This window comes from Kitasatospora sp. GAS204B, assembly GCF_029892155.1.
Classification (GTDB): Bacteria; Actinomycetota; Actinomycetes; order Streptomycetales; family Streptomycetaceae; genus Kitasatospora.
The window spans coordinates 172,889-191,445 of record NZ_JARZAG010000002.1; the positions used below are offsets into that span (position 1 = coordinate 172,889).

13 protein-coding genes are annotated in these 18,557 nt (G+C 71.0%); 9 read left to right on the top strand and 4 right to left on the bottom strand.

The features are described 5' to 3' along the window. Positions 1 to 92 precede the first annotated feature (92 nt). Positions 93 to 2,504 carry an endopeptidase La gene (gene lon / locus P3T41_RS03400; protein WP_280687453.1) on the bottom strand — a complete coding sequence of 804 codons (2,412 nt, stop codon included), beginning with the start codon at positions 2,502 to 2,504 and terminating at the stop codon, positions 93 to 95. A 191-nt stretch (positions 2,505 to 2,695) separates the two neighbouring features. Next, positions 2,696 to 3,478 (bottom strand): rhomboid-like protein, encoded by a 783-nt coding sequence (locus tag P3T41_RS03405; RefSeq protein WP_280687454.1) that lies wholly within the window; start codon positions 3,476 to 3,478, stop codon positions 2,696 to 2,698. A gap of 495 nt (positions 3,479 to 3,973) precedes the next feature. Between P3T41_RS03405 and P3T41_RS03410 the strand changes: the two genes are divergently transcribed. The 6 genes from P3T41_RS03410 (at position 3,974) to P3T41_RS03435 (ending at position 12,534) form a co-directional block, all read left to right on the top strand. Then, complete coding sequence (locus tag P3T41_RS03410) at positions 3,974 to 4,705, top strand: response regulator transcription factor (protein WP_280687456.1); 732 nt, start codon at positions 3,974 to 3,976, stop codon at positions 4,703 to 4,705. Positions 4,706 to 4,845: 140 nt separating this feature from the next. After that, positions 4,846 to 5,934 carry a HAMP domain-containing sensor histidine kinase gene (locus P3T41_RS03415; RefSeq protein WP_280687458.1) on the top strand — a complete coding sequence of 363 codons (1,089 nt, stop codon included), beginning with the start codon at positions 4,846 to 4,848 and terminating at the stop codon, positions 5,932 to 5,934. A 358-nt stretch (positions 5,935 to 6,292) separates the two neighbouring features. Then, on the top strand, positions 6,293 to 10,057 hold the full coding sequence (locus tag P3T41_RS03420; protein ID WP_280687459.1) for a multifunctional oxoglutarate decarboxylase/oxoglutarate dehydrogenase thiamine pyrophosphate-binding subunit/dihydrolipoyllysine-residue succinyltransferase subunit: 3,765 nt from the start codon (positions 6,293 to 6,295) through the stop codon (positions 10,055 to 10,057). 113 nt (positions 10,058 to 10,170) lie between these two features. Continuing rightward, the gene (locus P3T41_RS03425) at positions 10,171 to 10,350 is read left to right on the top strand and encodes a DUF6104 family protein (protein WP_280687460.1); all 180 of its coding nucleotides are present in this window, start codon (positions 10,171 to 10,173) and stop codon (positions 10,348 to 10,350) included. A 208-nt stretch (positions 10,351 to 10,558) separates the two neighbouring features. Continuing rightward, positions 10,559 to 11,536 carry a DUF4097 family beta strand repeat-containing protein gene (locus P3T41_RS03430; RefSeq protein ID WP_280687461.1) on the top strand — a complete coding sequence of 326 codons (978 nt, stop codon included), beginning with the start codon at positions 10,559 to 10,561 and terminating at the stop codon, positions 11,534 to 11,536. Next, entirely contained in the window at positions 11,533 to 12,534 is a 1,002-nt protein-coding gene (locus P3T41_RS03435) for a PadR family transcriptional regulator (RefSeq protein ID WP_280687464.1), read from the top strand. Before P3T41_RS03430 ends, P3T41_RS03435 begins: the two co-directional genes overlap by 4 nt. 85 nt (positions 12,535 to 12,619) lie before the next feature. Here P3T41_RS03435 and P3T41_RS03440 read toward each other — a convergent pair whose 3' ends face one another. Together P3T41_RS03440 and P3T41_RS03445 are read right to left on the bottom strand one after the other, a co-directional pair. Beyond that, a complete protein-coding gene (locus P3T41_RS03440; RefSeq protein WP_280687466.1) occupies positions 12,620 to 13,582 on the bottom strand; it encodes a zinc-binding dehydrogenase in 963 nt (320 codons plus the stop codon). 107 nt (positions 13,583 to 13,689) lie between these two features. After that, positions 13,690 to 14,886 carry an NADP-dependent malic enzyme gene (locus P3T41_RS03445; protein WP_280687467.1) on the bottom strand — a complete coding sequence of 399 codons (1,197 nt, stop codon included), beginning with the start codon at positions 14,884 to 14,886 and terminating at the stop codon, positions 13,690 to 13,692. Between the two features lie 553 nt (positions 14,887 to 15,439). Here P3T41_RS03445 and P3T41_RS03450 point away from each other — a divergent pair. The 3 genes from P3T41_RS03450 (at position 15,440) to P3T41_RS03460 (ending at position 18,539) form a co-directional block, all read left to right on the top strand. After that, positions 15,440 to 16,342, top strand: coding sequence for an ABC transporter substrate-binding protein (locus tag P3T41_RS03450; protein ID WP_280687468.1), 903 nt, complete (start codon positions 15,440 to 15,442; stop codon positions 16,340 to 16,342). 268 nt (positions 16,343 to 16,610) lie between these two features. After that, the gene (locus P3T41_RS03455) at positions 16,611 to 17,528 is read left to right on the top strand and encodes an ABC transporter substrate-binding protein (protein ID WP_280687470.1); all 918 of its coding nucleotides are present in this window, start codon (positions 16,611 to 16,613) and stop codon (positions 17,526 to 17,528) included. 36 nt (positions 17,529 to 17,564) lie between these two features. After that, complete coding sequence (locus P3T41_RS03460) at positions 17,565 to 18,539, top strand: amino acid ABC transporter permease (protein WP_280687472.1); 975 nt, start codon at positions 17,565 to 17,567, stop codon at positions 18,537 to 18,539. The last annotated feature ends 18 nt before the right edge of the window (positions 18,540 to 18,557 follow it).

Below are 18,557 nucleotides of genomic sequence, written 5' to 3' on the forward strand. Positions count from 1 at the left end.
GACGAACCCGGGGCCCGCCCGAGCCCCGTCGCAGCCCGCCGCAGCGCCCGACGGACCGTCAGGTCCGCCGGGCGCCAAGGCAGTTCACCGCGTCACGCGGCCGCCACCAACACGTCGGCCGACTCCAGGGCCAGCGCCAGCACCTCGCGGACGTCCGCCACCGGGTGCACGGTCAGCCGCTCCAGCACCTCGGCCGGGACCTCGTCGAGGTCGGGCTCGTTGCGCTTGGGGATGATCACCGTGGTGATCCCGGCCCGGTCGGCGGCGAGCAGCTTCTGCTTCACCCCGCCGATCGGCAGCACCCGGCCGGTCAGCGAGACCTCGCCGGTCATCGCGACATCCGTGCGGACCTTGCGCCCGGAGAGCAGCGAGGCCAGCGCCGTGGTCATCGTGATGCCCGCGCTCGGTCCGTCCTTGGGGACGGCGCCCGCCGGCACGTGCAGGTGGATGCCGCGCTCCCGCAGACCGGTGACCGGCAGCTCCAGCTCCGCACCGCGCGAGCGCAGGTAGGAGAGGGCGATGTGGGCCGACTCCTTCATCACGTCGCCCAGCTGGCCGGTCAGGGTCAGGCCGGTCGAGCCGGTCTCGGCGTCGGCCAGCGATGCCTCGATGTAGAGGACGTCGCCACCCGCGCCCGTGACGGCCAGGCCGGTCGCCACGCCGGGCACCGCGGTGCGCCGCTCGGCCGGCTCCTGGGCCGACTCGGGCGTGTGGTGCGGGCGGCCGATCAGCCCGCGCAGGTCCTCGGCGCCGATCGCGGCGGGCAGCTCGCGCTCGCCCAGCTCGGTCTGCGAGGCGACCTTGCGCAGGATCCGGGCCACCGCGCGCTCCAGGTTCCGCACCCCGGCCTCCCGGGTGTACTCCCCCGCGAGCCTGCGCAGCGCCGACTCGTCCACCGAGACCTCCTCGGCGGTCAGACCCGCGCGCTGCAGCTGCCGCGGCAGCAGGTGGTCGCGGGCGATGACCACCTTCTCGTCCTCGGTGTAGCCGTCGAGGCGGACCAGCTCCATCCGGTCGAGCAGCGGCTCGGGGATGGCCTCCAGCACGTTGGCGGTGGCCAGGAAGACCATGTCGGACAGGTCCAGCTCGACCTCCAGGTAGTGGTCCCGGAAGGTGTGGTTCTGCGCCGGGTCCAGCACCTCCAGCAGGGCGGCGGCCGGGTCTCCTCGGTAGTCCGAGCCGACCTTGTCGATCTCGTCCAGCAGGACCACCGGGTTCATCGAGCCGGCCTCCTTGATGGCCCGCACGATCCGGCCGGGCAGCGCGCCGACGTAGGTGCGCCGGTGGCCGCGGATCTCGGCCTCGTCACGCACGCCGCCGAGCGCGACCCGGACGAAGTCGCGGCCCATCGCCCGGGCCACCGACTCGCCGAGCGAGGTCTTGCCGACGCCGGGCGGGCCGACCAGCGCCAGCACCGCGCCGCCGCGGCGGCCGCCGACCAGGCTCAGGCCCTGGTCGGCCCGGCGCTTGCGGACCGCCAGGTACTCGACGATCCGGTCCTTCACATCGGCCAGGCCCGCGTGGTCGGCGTCCAGCACGGCGCGGGCGCCGGCGATGTCGTAGCCGTCCTCGCTGCGGTTGTTCCAGGGCAGCTCCAGCACGGTGTCCAGCCAGGTGCGGATCCAGCTGCCCTCGGGCGACTGGTCCGAACTGCGCTCCAGCTTGTCGACCTCCTTGAGGGCGGCCTCGCGCACCTTCTCGGGCAGGTCGGCGGCCTCGACCCGGGCCCGGTAGTCGCCCTCCTCGTCGGCGGCCTCGCCGTTCAGCTCGGCCAGCTCCTTGCGCACCGCCTCCAGCTGCCGGCGGAGCAGGAACTCCTTCTGCTGCTTGGCCACGCCCTCCTCGACGTCCTTGCGGATGCTGTCGTTGACCTCCTCCTCGGCGAGGTGGTCGCGCAGCAGCTGCAGGGCGTACTCGAGGCGGGCCAGCTGGTCGGCCTCGAGCAGCACCTTGAGCTTCTGCTCGGCGGTGGCGAAGGGCGCGTACCCGATGTTGTCGGCCAGCTCGCCGACGCCCTCGATCGCGGCCACCCGGTCGACGATCTGCCAGGCGCCGCGCTTGCGCAGCCACTCGGTGGAGAGCGCCTTGTACTCCTTCACCAGCTCGGCGGCGCGGCCGGCCGGCGGCAACTCGATCGAGGACTCCTTGAACGGCGTGGTCTCCACCCAGAGCGCGGCGCCCGGCCCGGTGGTGCCGGCGCCGATCCGCACCCGGCGGACGGCCCGGACCAGCGCGGCCGGCTCGCCGTCGGCCAGCCGGCCGACCTGCTCGACGGTGGCGAGGGTGCCGGCCGCGGCGTACGAGCCGTCCAGCCGCGGCACCAGCAGGACCTGCGGCTTGCCCGCGACACCACTCACCGACGCCCGCGCGGCGGCCCTGGCGGCCTCCACGGCGGCGCGCACCTCGGTGTCCTTGAGGTCCAGCGGCACCACCATGCCGGGCAGCACGACCTCGTCGTCGAGGGGCAGCACGGGCAGAGTGAGCGAAGCGGACGTCGATGCCATGATCTCTCCCCAGTCAGTGAACTTGAGTCGACATGACTAAGGCTTCCTCGGAGCCGAATGTTCCCGGGGCCCTGTTCGCTCTGAGCGATCAACGAAATGCCCCCTCGGGAGGACCCGAGGGGGCACACGGCGGAACCGGCCGGCGAAGGGACCGGAGGAGATGGGACCGGAGGAGATGGGAAACGACGGCGCTACACGCGCTCCAGGGCCGGCTCGGCGGCCCGGCGCGGCAGTCGGCGCGGCAGGCCCCGCACGGGCGAACCGCGCCCGGGCCGCCGTGGTCGCCGCAGCACGCCCCACAGCGCCACCCCGGTGAGCAGCGCGGTCGGATGGCCGACCGCGGTGATCAGGTCCTGGTCGGTGATGATCTGGTGCGCCACCAGCAGCACCGCGCCGCCCAGCGTCAGGTACCGCCCGCGCACCGACAGCAGCCCGGCCAGCGCCCCCAGGCTGGCCAGCACGCCGTAGCTGACGCCGATGTCCAGCTCGTCCAGGATGCTCGGCCCGACCTTCCCGGTGGCCACCGCGATCGCCACCACGGCCTGGGAGAGCAGCGTGCCCACCACGTGCCCGGCCGCGAAGACGCCGGCGGCCCGCAGCGGACCGACCCGCCGTTCCAGCGGGGCGACGGTGAACGCGAAGGCCCACAGGTAGGGCATCCAGACCGGCCCGGCGACCCAGAGCCCGCTCATCAGCAGCGAGCGCAGGGGGGTGTGCAGCAGGTGGTGGCCGTCCGTGCTGGACATGGTCTGCAACTGGTGCACCAGGTCCTGGTTGGCGAACTGGGCGAAGACCGTGGTCCCGGCCAGCACCACCAGGTAGCCGCACGCGAAGGGGTTGCGCCGGGGCGTCGGCAGCCGGTCCAGCACCCAGCGCAGCGGCACCGAGCGCAGGCCGAACCGCAGGCCGGTCAGGGGCGTCACCGCGGCGGGGCGTGCACCGCTCCGGGCCGCGTTCGCCGTCGCGTCCGCCATGGCGCCTCCGTCCCTCGGTCCGTGCTCGCTGCGCGTGCACACCGTGCCATCATCCGTCCGTTTCGTCCACGGTATGCGGCATCCCTGAGAAGACGCTGAGTACCGGGTCACGGTCCCTGTCAGGGCAGTTCAGAAGTTGGTCTGGACCAAAAGTCGGCTGGGTCGGACCGGGACCCGCGCGCGGATTCGTGCATACTCACCGTTACCGTGAGACGACATGGACGGGTAAGGTAGCGGCCCGTGCTTGGTCCCCGGGGCGCGCGCTTCGGCCTGTGCTCCGGAAATCTGCGGTCCACCTGCCGGTGCTCGCCGGGTGTCCGTACGCTGCGAGGTATGCATGTCGGGCCGGTGGTCGGGAAGCCGCGGCCCACCCGCGCTAGGCGGAGCCCGGGGCGTCAAATCAGCACGCGAAATTAACGACGGAACAAGACTACGAGCGGTGCCCGCCACTCCCACAGGTGGCGGCCCGCAGGCCCTGGGGGCGGTGGCGTGACCGTGACAGAGATTCAACAGGACACCAGCAGCAGCGGTGTGATTGCCCAGCGACGGGTACTCGTGGTGGAGGATGAACCCACCATCGCCGAGTCCATCGCGGCCCGACTGGGCGCGGAGGGCTTCAAGGTCGCCGTGGCGCACGACGGCCCCGGCGCGGTGGACGGATTCCACACCTGGCAGCCCGATCTAGTGGTGCTCGACATCATGCTGCCCGGCTTCGACGGACTGGAGGTCTGCCGTCGGATCCAGGCGCAGCGCCCGGTCCCGGTGCTGATGCTGACGGCCCGCGACGACGAGACCGACCTGCTGGTCGGCCTGGGCGTCGGCGCCGACGACTACATGACCAAGCCCTTCTCGATGCGCGAACTGGCGGCCCGGGTCAACGTGCTGCTGCGCCGGGTCGAGCGGGCCCAGCAGGCCGCCAGAACTCCGGCGCTGGGCAGCCTGCGCTTCGGCGAACTGGAGATCGACCACGTGCAGCGCCGGGTCCGGCTCGCCTCCGGCGACGTCCACCTGACGCCCACCGAGTTCGACCTGCTGGCCTGCCTGGCCGCCCAGCCGCGCGCCGTGCTGACCCGCGAGCAGCTGCTGGCCGAGGTCTGGGACTGGACCGACGCCTCCGGCACCCGGACGGTGGACAGCCACGTCAAGGCGCTGCGCCGGAAGATCGGTGCGACCTGGATCCGCACCGTGCACGGCGTGGGCTACGCGCTCGAGGCGCCGGTGGGGTGATGCGCGTCCAGTCCGGTGACTGGGGAGCCGCGGGGGCCACGGGGGCACAGGAGTACGGGGATCAAGTACCGATGAACACCTCACCACGGGCTCGCACCGAGCCCGATCCACCGGCGCGCCCGCAACGGTGGCCCGGACGGATGGCCGCGCGGATCTGGCTGGACATCCGGCCGCTCGACCCGGTCCGCTCGATCAAGGGCAAGCTGGCCCTGCTGGTCATCGTGTCGGTGGTGGTCGCCACCGGCCTGGTGGTGATCGCGATCCGCTCGGAGACCCAGATCCGGGTGATCATGGCCTTCTCGATGATCGCCTCGCTCCTCTTCATGCAGCTGCTGGCGCACACCCTGACCGCCCCGCTGCGCGAGATGACCGTGGCGGCCCGGGCGATGGCCGGCGGCGACTACAGCCGCCGGGTGACCACCGGGTCGCGGGACGAGATCGGCGAACTGGCGGTGACCTTCAACAAGATGGCCGCCGATCTGGAGGCCGCCGACCGGCACCGGCGCGAGCTGGTGGCGAACGTCTCACACGAGCTGCGCACGCCGATCGCCGCACTGCAGGCGGTGCTGGAGAACATGGTGGACGGCGTGGTGCCGCCCGAGCAGGGCACGCTGGGCGCCGCGCTGGAGCAGACCGAGCGGCTCGGCCGGCTGGTCTCGCACCTGCTGGACCTGTCCAAGCTGGACGACGGCGTGGTCCCGCTGGACGCCCGCGAGTTCGAGGTGGCCCCGTTCCTGGCCGGCGTGCTGCGCGGGCTGACGGTGGACGGCGCCACGGCCGGCGGCGCCTGGAGCCGGCGCGACGACGTGCGGCTGCGGATCGACGTGCAGCCGCAGGCGCTGACCGCGCTGGCCGACCCGGAGCGGCTGCACCAGGTGGTCGCCAACCTGGTGGACAACGCCTGCAAGCACTCGCCGGCCGGCGGCACCGTGACGGTGCGGGCCCGGACCGGTGACGCGCCGCTGGCGCTGCTGCTGGAGGTGGAGGACCAGGGTCCCGGGATACCGGCGCAGGACCGCACCCGGGTGTTCGACCGGTTCAGCCGCGCCGGCACCCCGACCGCCCAGGGCCCCGGCAGCGACGGCGGCACCGGCCTGGGGCTGGCCATCGCCCGCTGGGCGGTGGACCTGCACGGCGGGCGGATCGAGGTCGCCGACGCCTCGGGCGGCTGCCTGATCCAGGTCGCGCTGCCGGGCAGCGCCGCGGTCGTCCCGCACCCCCGATTGTGAACCGAGCGGGCCCGGGCACCGCACCTGGGCCACACACCGAACCGCCACACCCTGTCCAGCTCGGCCAGCTTTGTCACAGAACTGGGACAATCCGGTAATCGACAGCCCTAGATCGGTCACAATCGGTCGATCTAGGGACATTTTGCCCGATTTAGCGCCGTTACGACGGGCGATCGAAGCCGCCCGTTTCCCTCTTTTGGCGGCTTTCTAACGTCTTTTTCCAGCCAATGTGGCCTACGGCACTGTGATCTGGGCGACGCCGACCCCCAGGGGACTGCGCGATGACTGGTCAGGGGCGTAGCCTTAATCCCCGCTGTCCAAACATCCCAAAAGGAAGCGGAAGAGGGCGGTTGCCGCCGTGTCGCCACACCCTGAAACCCCCAGCTCGGCAAGCACCACTGGCTTCGGCCCCAATGAGTGGCTCGTCGACGAGATCTACCAGCAGTACCTCCAGGACCCCAACTCGGTCGACCGAGCCTGGTGGGACTTTTTCGCCGACTACAAGCCCGGTACCGAGGTGACCCCAGTGACCCAGGCCGCGACCCAGGCCGGCCCCGCGCCGACCACCGTTGCTGCCCCTGCCCATGCTGCTCCCGCTCCTGCGGTTGCGCCTGCCCCCGTCGCCGCCCCGGCAGCCCCGGCCCCCGTTGTGGTCGCGCCTGCCGCCGCCGCGCCGCCGGCAGCCGCCCCAGCAGCGCCGCCGGCCCCCAAGGCCGCCGCAGCGAGCGCAGCGCCCTCGGCCCCCGCGGCCGAGCGCACCGGGCCCGAGCTCGTCCCGCTGCGTGGCCCGGCCAAGGCCGTGGCCACCAACATGGACGCCTCGCTGGAGGTGCCGACCGCCACCAGCGTGCGCGCGGTGCCGGCCAAGCTGTTGATCGACAACCGCATCGTCATCAACAACCACCTGCAGCGCGCCCGAGGCGGCAAGGTCTCCTTCACCCACCTGATCGGCTACGCGCTGGTGCAGGCCCTGAAGGCGACCCCGGGCATGAACCACAGCTACGCCGTGAAGGACGGCAAGTCCTTCCTGGTGAAGCCGGACCACATCAACCTGGGTCTGGCCATCGACCTGGTGAAGCCGAACGGCGACCGCCAGCTGGTCGTCGCGGCCATCAAGAAGGCCGAGACGCTGGACTTCTTCGGCTTCTGGCAGGCCTACGAGGACATCGTCCGCCGGGCCCGTGCCAACAAGCTGACGATGGACGACTTCACCGGTGTGACGGTCTCGCTGACCAACCCGGGCGGCATCGGCACCGTGCACTCGGTGCCGCGCCTGATGCAGGGTCAGGGCACCATCCTCGGTGTCGGTGCGATGGAGTACCCGGCAGAGTTCCAGGGCTCCAACCCGGGCACCCTGGCCCGGCTCGGCGTCTCCAAGATCATGACGCTCACCTCGACCTATGACCACCGGGTCATCCAGGGCGCGGCGTCCGGCGAGTTCCTGCGCTCGATCCACCAGCTGCTGCTGGGCGAGCACGGCTTCTACGACGAGGTCTTCGAGTCGCTGCGGATCCCGTACGAGCCGGTCCGCTGGGCCACCGACGTCGCCACCACGCACGAGGACGACGTCAACAAGACCGCCCGCGTCATGGAGCTGATCCACTCCTACCGGGTCCGCGGCCACCTGATGGCCGACACCGACCCGCTGGAGTACAAGCAGCGCAAGCACCCCGACCTGGACGTGGTCGAGCACGGCCTGACCCTCTGGGACCTGGAGCGCGAGTTCGCCGTCGGCGGCTTCGGCGGCCAGAAGATGATGAAGCTGCGCGACGTCCTCGGGCTGCTGCGCAACACCTACTGCCGCACCGTCGGCATCGAGTACATGCACATCCAGGACCCCAAGCAGCGCAAGTGGCTGCAGGAGCACCTGGAGAAGCCGTACACGAAGCCGGAGCGCGAGGAGCAGCTGCGCATCCTGCGCCGGCTGAACTCGGCGGAGGCCTTCGAGACCTTCCTGCAGACCAAGTACGTCGGCCAGAAGCGCTTCTCGCTGGAGGGCGGCGAGTCGCTGATCCCGCTGCTCGACGCGACCATCGACTCGGCCGCCGAGCACCGCCTGGACGAGGCCGTGATCGGCATGGCCCACCGCGGCCGCCTCAACGTGCTGGCCAACATCGTCGGCAAGCCGTACGGCAAGATCTTCGGCGAGTTCGAGGGCAACCTCGACCCCAAGTCGATGCACGGCTCCGGCGACGTCAAGTACCACCTGGGCTCCGAGGGCACCTTCGCCGGCATGGACGGCGAGACGATCAAGGTCTCGCTGGCCGCCAACCCCTCCCACCTGGAGACGGTCGACCCGATCGTCGAGGGCATCGCCCGCGCCAAGCAGGACGTCCTGGACCAGGGCGGCACCACCTTCCCGGTGCTGCCGATCCAGATCCACGGCGACGCGGCCTTCGCGGGCCAGGGCGTGGTCGCGGAGACCCTGAACATGTCGCAGCTGCGCGGCTACCGCACCGGCGGCACCGTGCACATCGTGGTGAACAACCAGGTCGGCTTCACCGCCGCCCCGGCCTCCAGCCGCTCCTCGATGTACTGCACCGACGTTGCCCGGATGATCGAGGCCCCGATCTTCCACGTGAACGGCGACGACCCGGAGGCCGTGGTCCGCGTCGCGCGCCTGGCCTTCGAGTTCCGCCAGACGTTCCACAAGGACGTCGTGATCGACCTCATCTGCTACCGCCGCCGCGGTCACAACGAGGCCGACAACCCGTCGTTCACCCAGCCGCTGATGTACGACCTGATCGACAAGAAGCGCTCGGTGCGCAAGCTCTACACCGAGGGCCTGATCGGTCGCGGCGACATCACGATGGAAGAGGCGGAGTCCGCGCTCCAGGACTTCCAGGGCCAGCTGGAGAAGGTCTTCGCGGAGGTCCGCGACGCGGCCTCGGCGCAGGCCGGCGCGCCGGGTGGCAAGCCGGTGGCCGACTTCCCGGTGAACGTGCGGACCGGCATCTCCCAGGAGATGGTCAAGCGGATCGCCGCCTCGCAGGTCAACCTGCCGGACTGGCTCACCGTCCACCCGCGACTGCTGCCGCAGCTGCAGCGCCGCGCCGCCTCGATCGAGGACGGCACCATCGACTGGGCCACCGGCGAGACCCTCGCCATCGGCTCGCTGCTGATGGAGGGTCACCCGGTCCGGCTGGCCGGCCAGGACAGCCGCCGTGGCACCTTCGGCCAGCGCCACGCGGTGCTGATCGACCGGGTCACCGGCGAGGACTACACCCCGCTGCTGTACCTGACCGAGGACCAGGCCCGCTACACCGTCTACGACAGCCTGCTGTCGGAGTACGCGGCGATGGGCTTCGAGTACGGCTACTCGCTGACCCGCCCGAACGCGCTGGTCATGTGGGAGGCGCAGTTCGGCGACTTCGTCAACGGCGCGCAGACCGTGGTCGACGAGTACATCGCCTCGGCCGAGCAGAAGTGGGGCCAGCACTCCGGTGTCACCCTGCTGCTGCCGCACGGCTACGAGGGCCAGGGGCCGGACCACTCGTCCGCGCGTCCCGAGCGCTTCCTGCAGCTGTGCGCCGAGAACAACATGACGGTCGCGATGCCGACCCTGCCGTCGAACTACTTCCACCTGCTGCGCTGGCAGGTGCACAACCCGCACCACAAGCCGCTGGTCGTCTTCACCCCGAAGTCGATGCTGCGTCTGAAGGCCGCGGCCAGTGCGGCGGAGGAGTTCACCACCGGCTCGTTCCGCCCGGTGATCGGCGACACCACGGTCGACCCGAAGAACGTGCGCAAGGTGGTCATCACCGCGGGCAAGTTCTACTACGACGTGGCCGCGGCCCGCACCGAGCGCGGCGTCACCGACACCGCGATCGTCCGGGTCGAGCGCCTCTACCCGCTGCCGATCGCCGAGCTCCAGGAGGAGCTGGCGCGCTACGGCGAGGACGTCCAGTTCATCTGGGCCCAGGAGGAGCCGGCCAACCAGGGCGCCTGGCCGTTCATCGCGATGAACCTGGTCGACCACCTGGACGTGGTGATCGGTCGCAAGGCCAGCGGCGGCCGACTGCGCCGGGTGGCCCGCCAGTCCGCCTCGGCCCCGGCCGTGGGCTCGGCCAAGCGGCACGCCGCCGAGCAGCAGGGGCTGATCGACGAGGTCTTCAGCCTCTGACGTCGGCTCAGCAGCACCCCCGGAAGGGCCCGGTCCGCGCGCGGACCGGGCCCTTCCGGCCGCCTATCCTGGCCCGTGAGCACCACCCGACCCATCTCAAACCGGAGCGCACCGTGTACTTCACCGACCGCGGCATCGAGGAGTTGGAGAGCCGGCGCGGCGACGAGGAGGTCACCTTCGAGTGGCTGGCCGAACGCCTGCGCGAGTTCGTGGACCTCAACCCCGACTTCGAGGTTCCCGTCGAGCGGCTGGCCACCTGGCTGGCCCGGCTGGACGATGAGGACGAGGACTGAGCAGACCGGACACTCCGGCCGCGCGACACGCAGCAGGGCCCGGCAGGCAACCGCCTGCCGGGCCCTGCTGCGTTCTCGGCACGGAGAAGTACTTGACTTCGCCGCCACGCGATATATCGTGTGTCTTGGAAGACGCGATACATCGCGACTCGCCGGATCGTCGCCCCTCCAGGGTACGACGGCGGCCGCCAGACGGGAGGACGAACAGATGAGCCAGTGGACAGTCAGCGAACCCGACCGGATCACGCTCGACGAGGCGGTGCGGGCGTTGGAGGTGCGGATCATCGGCGGCGCGGTCAACGTGGTCGCCGCCGAGGGTCCGGCCCGGCTCGAGGTGACCGAGCTGGACGGCGAACCGCTGCAGGTCACGCTGACCGACGGCGTGCTGACCGTGACCTACCCCGACCTGAGCTGGAGCGACTTCGGCGACCGGGAGCGGTTCAAGTCGGTCGACTCGGTCAAGGGCATCCTGGACTCGCTCTTCCGCAAGCGCCGGGCCCGGGCCGTGGTCTCGCTGACCGTGCCGGCCGACGCCGAGGTCAAGGTCGGCACCGTCTCCGCCGAGGCCACCGTCTCCGGCGTGCGCGGCGGCACCTCGGTGGGCGGGGTGGCCGGCAGCACCACGCTGGTGGGCCTGGCCGGGCGGATCGAGGCCAAGTCGGTCTCCGGCGACATCGACGCCCTGTCGGTCTCCGGCGACCTGCTGGTCAAGACCGTCTCCGGCGGACTGACCGTCATCTCCGGCACCCCCGCCTCGCTGCACGCCAGCACGGTCGGCGGCGGCGTCACCCTGGACCTGGCCGGCACCGGCTCGGCCGACGTGCGGATCAACACGGTCAACGGGGACGTCGCGGTCCGCCTGCCGCAGCCGGCCGACACCACGGTCGAGGCGGGCAGCACCAACGGCCAGTTCGCCACCGCCTTCGAGGAGTTGACGGTCGGCGGCAGCTGGGGCGCGAAGAAGCTCACCGGCAAGCTCGGCGCCGGCACCGGCCGGCTCCAGGTGACCACGGTCTCCGGGGCGATCTCGGTGCTGCGCCGCCCGGAGCCCGAGGACGAGGGGCCCAACCTGGTCAAGGAGCTGACCGCCCCCATTGACGAGGCCGACGAGGCCGACGAGGCCGCCGAACAGGCCACGACCGGCCCGACCGATGCGACCGACGAACCGAAGGGTGAGCAGGCATGAGCAGCGTCTTCGCGCACGGCCGGCTGCGGCTCTACCTGCTGAAGCTGCTCGACGAGTCGCCGCGGCACGGCTACGAGGTGATCCGCCTGCTGGAGGAACGCTTCCACGGGCTCTACGCGCCGTCCGCCGGCACCGTCTACCCGCGACTGGCCAAGCTTGAGCAGGAGGGGCTCGTGGAGCACAGCACCGAAGGCGGCCGCAAGGTCTACCGGATCACCGAGGCGGGCCGCCAGGAACTGACGGATCGTCAGGACGACCTGGCGGAGCTGGAGGTGGAGATCAGCGACTCGGTCGCGCAGCTGGCCGGGGCGATCCGGGAGGACGTCCGGGACTCCGCCAAGGACCTGCGCGAGCAGCTGCGCGACGCGGCTCGCAGCGCGCCCAAGGCGGCCGACCCGGCTGCCGCCTGGCGCGGCGCGACGGCGGGCGGCGACTCGGGCTGGCAGCGCACCAAGGAGGAGTTCTCCGAGTTCAAGGCCCAGGCCAAGCGGGCCAAGGAGCAGGAGCGGGCTGCCAAGGAGCAGGCCAAGAAGGCCAAGGAAGAGGCCCGCAAGGCCCGCGAACAGTCCCAGGCGGTCCGGCAGGCGGCCCAGCAGGAGGCCCTGCGGATCAAGCGCAAGGTCGAGCAGCAGGTCCGCGAGCACGTCAGCAAGGGCGACTGGCCGACCGGCCTGGCCGAGGGCCTCTCCGAGCTGACCCGGGGCCTGGCGGGCCTGGCCGACCCGTCCCGCTGGGGCGACACGGCGGCGGCCGGCTCGGCCGCCAAGGTCGACCTGGGCAAGGACGCCCCGAGCGACCTGCCCGACTGGGCCCGCACCGAGCCCGACGCCGACCCGGCCCGTGAACTGGACCGGCTGCTGGACCGGTTCCGCGACCAGGTCCGCGACGCCGCCAGGGACGCGGCCCGAGACAGCGGCCGACTGACGGCCGATCAGCTGGCCGAGGCCCAGTCGGTGCTGGCCGGCGCCGCCGAACGCCTGCGCCGCCTGCTCGGCTGATCCGCTGAGCAGCTGATCCGCTGATCGGGCATCAACTGGTGGCCCGTTGCCCGCGCCCCGGCGCGCGCAACGGGCCACGCGCCGTTCAGGGCTCCAGTACGACCTTCCCGAAGACCTCGCCCTTGGCCAGGCGCGCGAAGCCGTCGCGCGCCTCGGTCAGCGGCAGGACCGAGTCGATCACCGGGCGCACGCCCGCGTGCGCACAGAGCGCGAGCAGGCCGGCGAGCTCCTCCTTGGTCCCCATGGTCGAGCCGACCACCTTGAGCTCCAGGAAGAAGATCCGGTTCAGCTCCGCCGACTTGGGGCTCGGGCCCGAGGTGGCACCGGAGATCACGATGGTCCCGCCGGGCCGCAGCGACTTCACCGAGTGCGACCAGGTGGCCGCCCCGACCGTCTCCATGACCGCGGCCACCCGCTCGGGCAGCCGCGCGCCGCTCTCGAAGGCCGCGTCCGCGCCGAGTTCCACGGCCCGGGCCCGCTTGGCCTCGTCCCGCCCGGTCACCCAGACCCGCAGCCCCGCGGCCTTGCCCAGCACGATCAGCGCGGTGGCCACCCCGCCGCCCGCGCCCTGCACCAGCACGGTGTCACCGGGCTTGACCCCGGCGTTGGTGAAGAGCATCCGGTAGGCGGTCAGCCAGGCCGTCGGCAGGCAGGCCGCCTCGGCGAAGGAGAGTTCGGCCGGCTTGGGCAGCAGGTTCCAGGTCGGCACCGCCACCCGCTGGGCGAAGGTGCCCTGGTAGCGCTCGGTCAGGATGGAGCGCGGCTCGTCCGGCCCGACCCCGTGGCCGCTCTGGCCGATCACCGAGTGGATCACCACCTCGTTGCCCTGCTCGTCGATCCCGGCCGCGTCGCAGCCCAGGATCATCGGCAGCCGCTCGGCGGGCAGGCCCACCCCGCGCAGCGACCAGAGGTCGTGGTGGTTGAGGGTGGCGGCCTTGACGGTCACCACGCTCCAGCCGGGCCGGGCCTCGGGCTCGGGCAACTCCCCCAGCTCCAGGGCACTCAACGGGTCGTCAGCATCGATGCGGGCTGCGTAGGCGGCGAACATGGACCGGACACTAGCCAAGAACGGCCGCGGCCCGGAACCACGCGAGGGTGTGACCTCCACCGCGTGTTCCGGGCCGACCGGTCCGACCAGTCCGTGCTGTCGGCGGATCAGATCCGCGCGACGCCCTCGCGCCGGGCCGCCTCGGCGACCGCCTTGGTGACCGCCGGCGCCACCCGGGCGTCGAACGGCGAGGGGATCACCTTCTGCGCCGTCAGCTCGTCGGCCACCACGGCGGCCAGCGCCTGCGCGGCGGCGAGCTTCATGCCCTCGGTGATCCGCGAGGCCCGCACCTGCAGCGCACCGGCGAAGATGCCGGGGAAGGCCAGCACGTTGTTGATCTGGTTCGGGAAGTCCGAGCGCCCGGTGGCCACCACGGCCGCGTACTTGTGCGCGACCTCCGGGTGGATCTCCGGGTTCGGGTTGGCCATCGCGAAGATGAAGCAGTCCTCGGCCATGGTGGCCACCGCCTCCTCCGGCACGGTGCCGCCGGAGACGCCGATGAAGACGTCCGCCCCGGCCAGCGCCTCGGCCAGGGTGCCCTTGAGCCCGGTCTTGTTGGTGAGCTCGGCGATCTCGGCCTTGACGTCGGTCAGGTCGCCGCGACCCTGGTACACCACGCCACGCCGGTCGCAGACCGAGACGTCGCCGATCCCGGCCGCCACCAGCATCTTGGCGATCGCGATACCCGCCGCACCGGCGCCGGAGATGACCGCGCGCAGCGAACCGATCTCCCGACCGGTCACCTTGGCGGCGTTCCACAGCGCGGCGGTGGTGACGATCGCGGTGCCGTGCTGGTCGTCGTGGAAGATCGGGATGTCCAGCGCGTCCTGCAGCCGGCGCTCGATCTCGAAGCAGCGGGGGGCGGAGATGTCCTCCAGGTTGACGCCGCCGAAGGACGGGGCGAGCCGGACCACGGTCTCCACGATCTCGTCCACGCCCGTGCAGTCCAGCGCGATCGGGACCGCGTCCACGCCGCCGAACTGCTTGAAGAGGATCGCCTTGCCCTCCATCACGGGCAGCGAGGCCTGCGGGCCGATGTCACCGAGGCCGAGCACGGCGGTGCCGTCGGTGACCACCGCGACCGTGTTGGCCTTCCAGGTGTAGTCGTTGACCAGTTCGGGCCGCTCGGCGATGGCGGTGCAGACCCGCGCGACCCCGGGGGTGTAGGCCAGGGACAGGTCGTCCGCGTCGCGCACCGGAACCGTGGCGCGCACCTCCATCTTGCCGCCGCGGTGAAGCGCGAACACGGCGTCGACCGGATCGTCGGTGTCCTCGGTACGAGGGTGGATGATCTCCGCTGCCACGATGACCTCTTCGTCATTGATCAGCGAGGGCGCGTGGTGCGACGGCGTCGAACGGGCACGTCGAACGGCGGCCTCGAGTGAGGGTTTTGATGAGCCTGCGCTGGTGCTTTCCGGCAGAGCCTAGGACGGGGCGACGGCACCGCACCTGTGCCATCGTCTCTCGTCACGCACTGTTCACCAGCCATGGTGATTCGTCACGCACTATCCGCAGGGGTGAACAGGAGGGCCCGGAGGGGAGCTGGTGCGTCGGCTACGGAGTCGGCGTCATGACTTCCGGTCCTGCGCACCCCGGCCCTGTCGCGGGCCGGCGGGTCTCTGTTCGGTACCGGGGATCACCCGATAGCAGATTCTGACACACCCGGCGCTCGGTCCGGCAGACGGGGATGGCAGGATCACCCTCCCCGCCCCCCAATCGGCAACCTCGACGGACACCGGCCGCGCACCCCTTCACCTGCGGCCACCTGGGCATACCGAGGTCGCGCTGCACACCCCAGCAGCCCCGCCGTGGCGGACCTCACTCGCTCTTCCCTCCCTCAGGAAGTCCAGTCCAGCCATGCGCAACCGCACACTCGTACCCGCACTCGCTGTGAGCGTCCTGCTACTCACCGCCTGCGCCTCGATACCCACCGCCCCCGTGGTCACCGGCCCCGGCCTGCTGGCCCAGCTGCCGAAGGAGCTGCGCACCGCGGGCGTGCTCCGGGTCGGTTCGAACCTCAACTACGCCCCGGTCGACTTCAAGGACCCCGGCACCAACCAGCCCAGCGGGCTCGACATCGACCTCATCGATGCACTCGGCAACTACCTGGGTCTGCGGATCCAGCTCGTCGACGAGCCGTTCGCCCAGCTCATCCCCGATGTCCAGAGCAACAGGCTCGACCTGGCGGTGTCCGCCGTGATCGACACCCCGGACCGCCAGCTGGGTACCGACGACACCGGCGCGCGGAGCAATCCGGGCGTCGACTTCGTCGACTACTTCCTCACCGGCACCTCGATCCTGGTGAAGGCGGGCAACCCGCTCGGCATCGTCACCCTGGACAACCTCTGCGGGCGCACCATCGCCCTGCAGAGCGGCACCATCCAGGCCGAGATCGCCGCCCGCCAGGTGCCCGCCTGCCAGAAGGCCGGCAAGTCGCTGAAGATCGACCAGTTCGCCACCGACGCGCAGGCCCTGGCCGAGGTGGACTCCGGCGTGGCGGCGGCCGACCTCAACGACTACCCGGTCGCCGCCTACAACACCGAGCCCGACCACGGCGGCGGCCGGTACCAGGTGGTCGGCGCGATGATGCAGACCAGCCTCTACGGAATCACCGTCAACAAGTCGGACACCGCGCTGCGCGACGTGCTGGCCAAGGCCCTGGACCAGCTGATCCGCAACGGCGGTTACGACCAGATCCTGACCAAGTGGAACGCCCGGGACGGCGCCGTGCCCAGTTCCACCGAGAACGGCGGTTTCTGAGCCGCCCGCTGAGCCGCCGTCGGCACCGGCCGGGTGCCGCGGTCGGCTCCCGCCCGGGCGCATCACCGGGCGGGAGCCGACCCGCGATGAGAACCTGGCAGGAAAAGCACGGCGGAGCGATCACGTTACGCATTTTTGATCTCAATAGTGCTCCGCTCAACAGTTCGGTGATGGCAGGATTCCCCCACCACCTCGGCGGAGGGTGGTCCACCCGAGCAGACCCGTACCGCGGCCCATCGGCATCACCTCTCACCAGGAGGCTCCCCCCATGCGCACCCGCACCCGTCGCTCCAACACCGCTGCCCTCGGGGCGCTTCTCATCACCGGCACGCTGGTCGTCACCGGTTGCAGCAGTAGCAGCAAGAGCACCTCGAGCGGTTCTTCGGCGATACCCACCCCCAGCGCCGTCGCCTCGCTCGCCGCCCAGGTCCCCGCCGGCATCAAGTCCAGCGGCCAGCTCGTGGTCGCCGCGGACGCCTCGTACGCGCCCAACGAGTTCAAGGACGCCAACGGCAACATCGTCGGGATGGACGTCGACCTGGCCAAGGCCATCGCGCAGACGCTGGGTCTGACCGCCAACGTGCAGAACTCCGACTTCACCTCGATCATCCCGGGCATCACCTCGAACAAGTACAACCTCGGCATGAGCTCCTTCACCGACACCAAGGAGCGCGAGGGCACCGTCGACATGGTGACCTACTTCTCGGCCGGCACCAGCACGGCGGTCAAGGCGGGCAACCCGCAGAAGGTGGACCCCAACGACCTGTGCGGCAAGAAGGTCGCCGTGCAGACCGGCACCACCCAGGCCGACGAGATCAAGAACGTCCTCAACCCCGCCTGCAGCAAGGCCGGCAAGCCGACCATCCCGAACAACGGCGACCAGTTCGACCTGCAGACCGACGTCACCCAGGCGGTGGTCTCGGGCCGCGACGACGTGATGCTCGCCGACTCGCCGGTGGTCGACTACGCGGTCAAGCAGACCAACGGCCAGCTGGAGACGATCGGCTCGGTCTCCGACACCGCCCCCTACGGGATCGTGGTCGCCAAGGGCTCGCCGCTGGGCCTGGCCGTCCAGGGCGCCGTCACCGAGCTGATGGCGAACGGCACCTACAAGGCCATCCTCGAGAAGTGGGGCGTGCAGGCCGGCGCCGTCAACCAGTCGGTCATCAACGGTGCCACCAGCTGACCCGGTTCCCCCGACTCAATCCCCTGAGGCCACGCTGTGAACGCAACAGAGAAGGGGGCGGCGGAACCAGGACGGCCTGAGGCCATCAAGGCCGTCCCGGTCCGCCACCCCGGACGTTGGGCCGGAGCCATCGTCGTCGCGGTCCTCGCGGCGATGCTGATCCACGCCCTGATCGAGAACCCCGCCTTCGAGTGGCACGTGGTCGGCCAGACCCTGTTCAACTCGCAGATCCTGCACGGTGTCCGGGTCACCCTGGAGCTGACCGTGCTGTCGATGCTGATGGGCGTGGTCGGCGGCGTGCTGCTCGCGGTGATGCGGCTCTCGCCCAATCCACTGCTCTCCACCGTCGCCTGGATCTACATCTGGGTCTTCCGCGGCACACCGGTGCTGGTGCAGCTGGTGTTCTGGAACTTCCTGGGCGCGATCTGGGTCAAGCTGTCGATCGGCATCCCGTTCGGCCCGGAGTTCTGGTCCGGCACCACCAACACGCTGATCCCGGTCTTCACCGCCGCGCTGCTGGGCCTGGGCCTGAACGAGGCGGCCTACATGGCCGAGATCGTCCGCGGCGGGATCCAGTCGGTGGACGAGGGCCAGACCGAGGCGGCCCACGCGCTCGGCATGAGCCAGACCACCGCACTGCGCCGGATCGTGCTGCCCCAGGCGATGCGGGTGATCATCCCGCCGACCGGCAACGAGACCATCTCGATGCTGAAGACCACCTCACTGGTCCAGGTCATCTCCTTGCAGGAGCTGTTCACGGCCGGCCACGACATCTACTCGCGCACGTTCCAGACCATCCCGGTGCTGATCGCGGTGAGCATCTGGTACCTGTTCATGACCTCCGTGCTGACCGTCGGGCAGTACTACGTTGAGAGGTACTACGCCCGCGGCGCCAACCGGGTGCTGCCGCCCACCCCGCTCCAGCGACTGCGGCGGCTGATCGCCGGAAAGCCCACCCCGGGCACCAAGTCCGACGTGGTACCGGGACTTGAGGGAGGTGGTCACGTATGACCGAGCAGAGCGACGCAC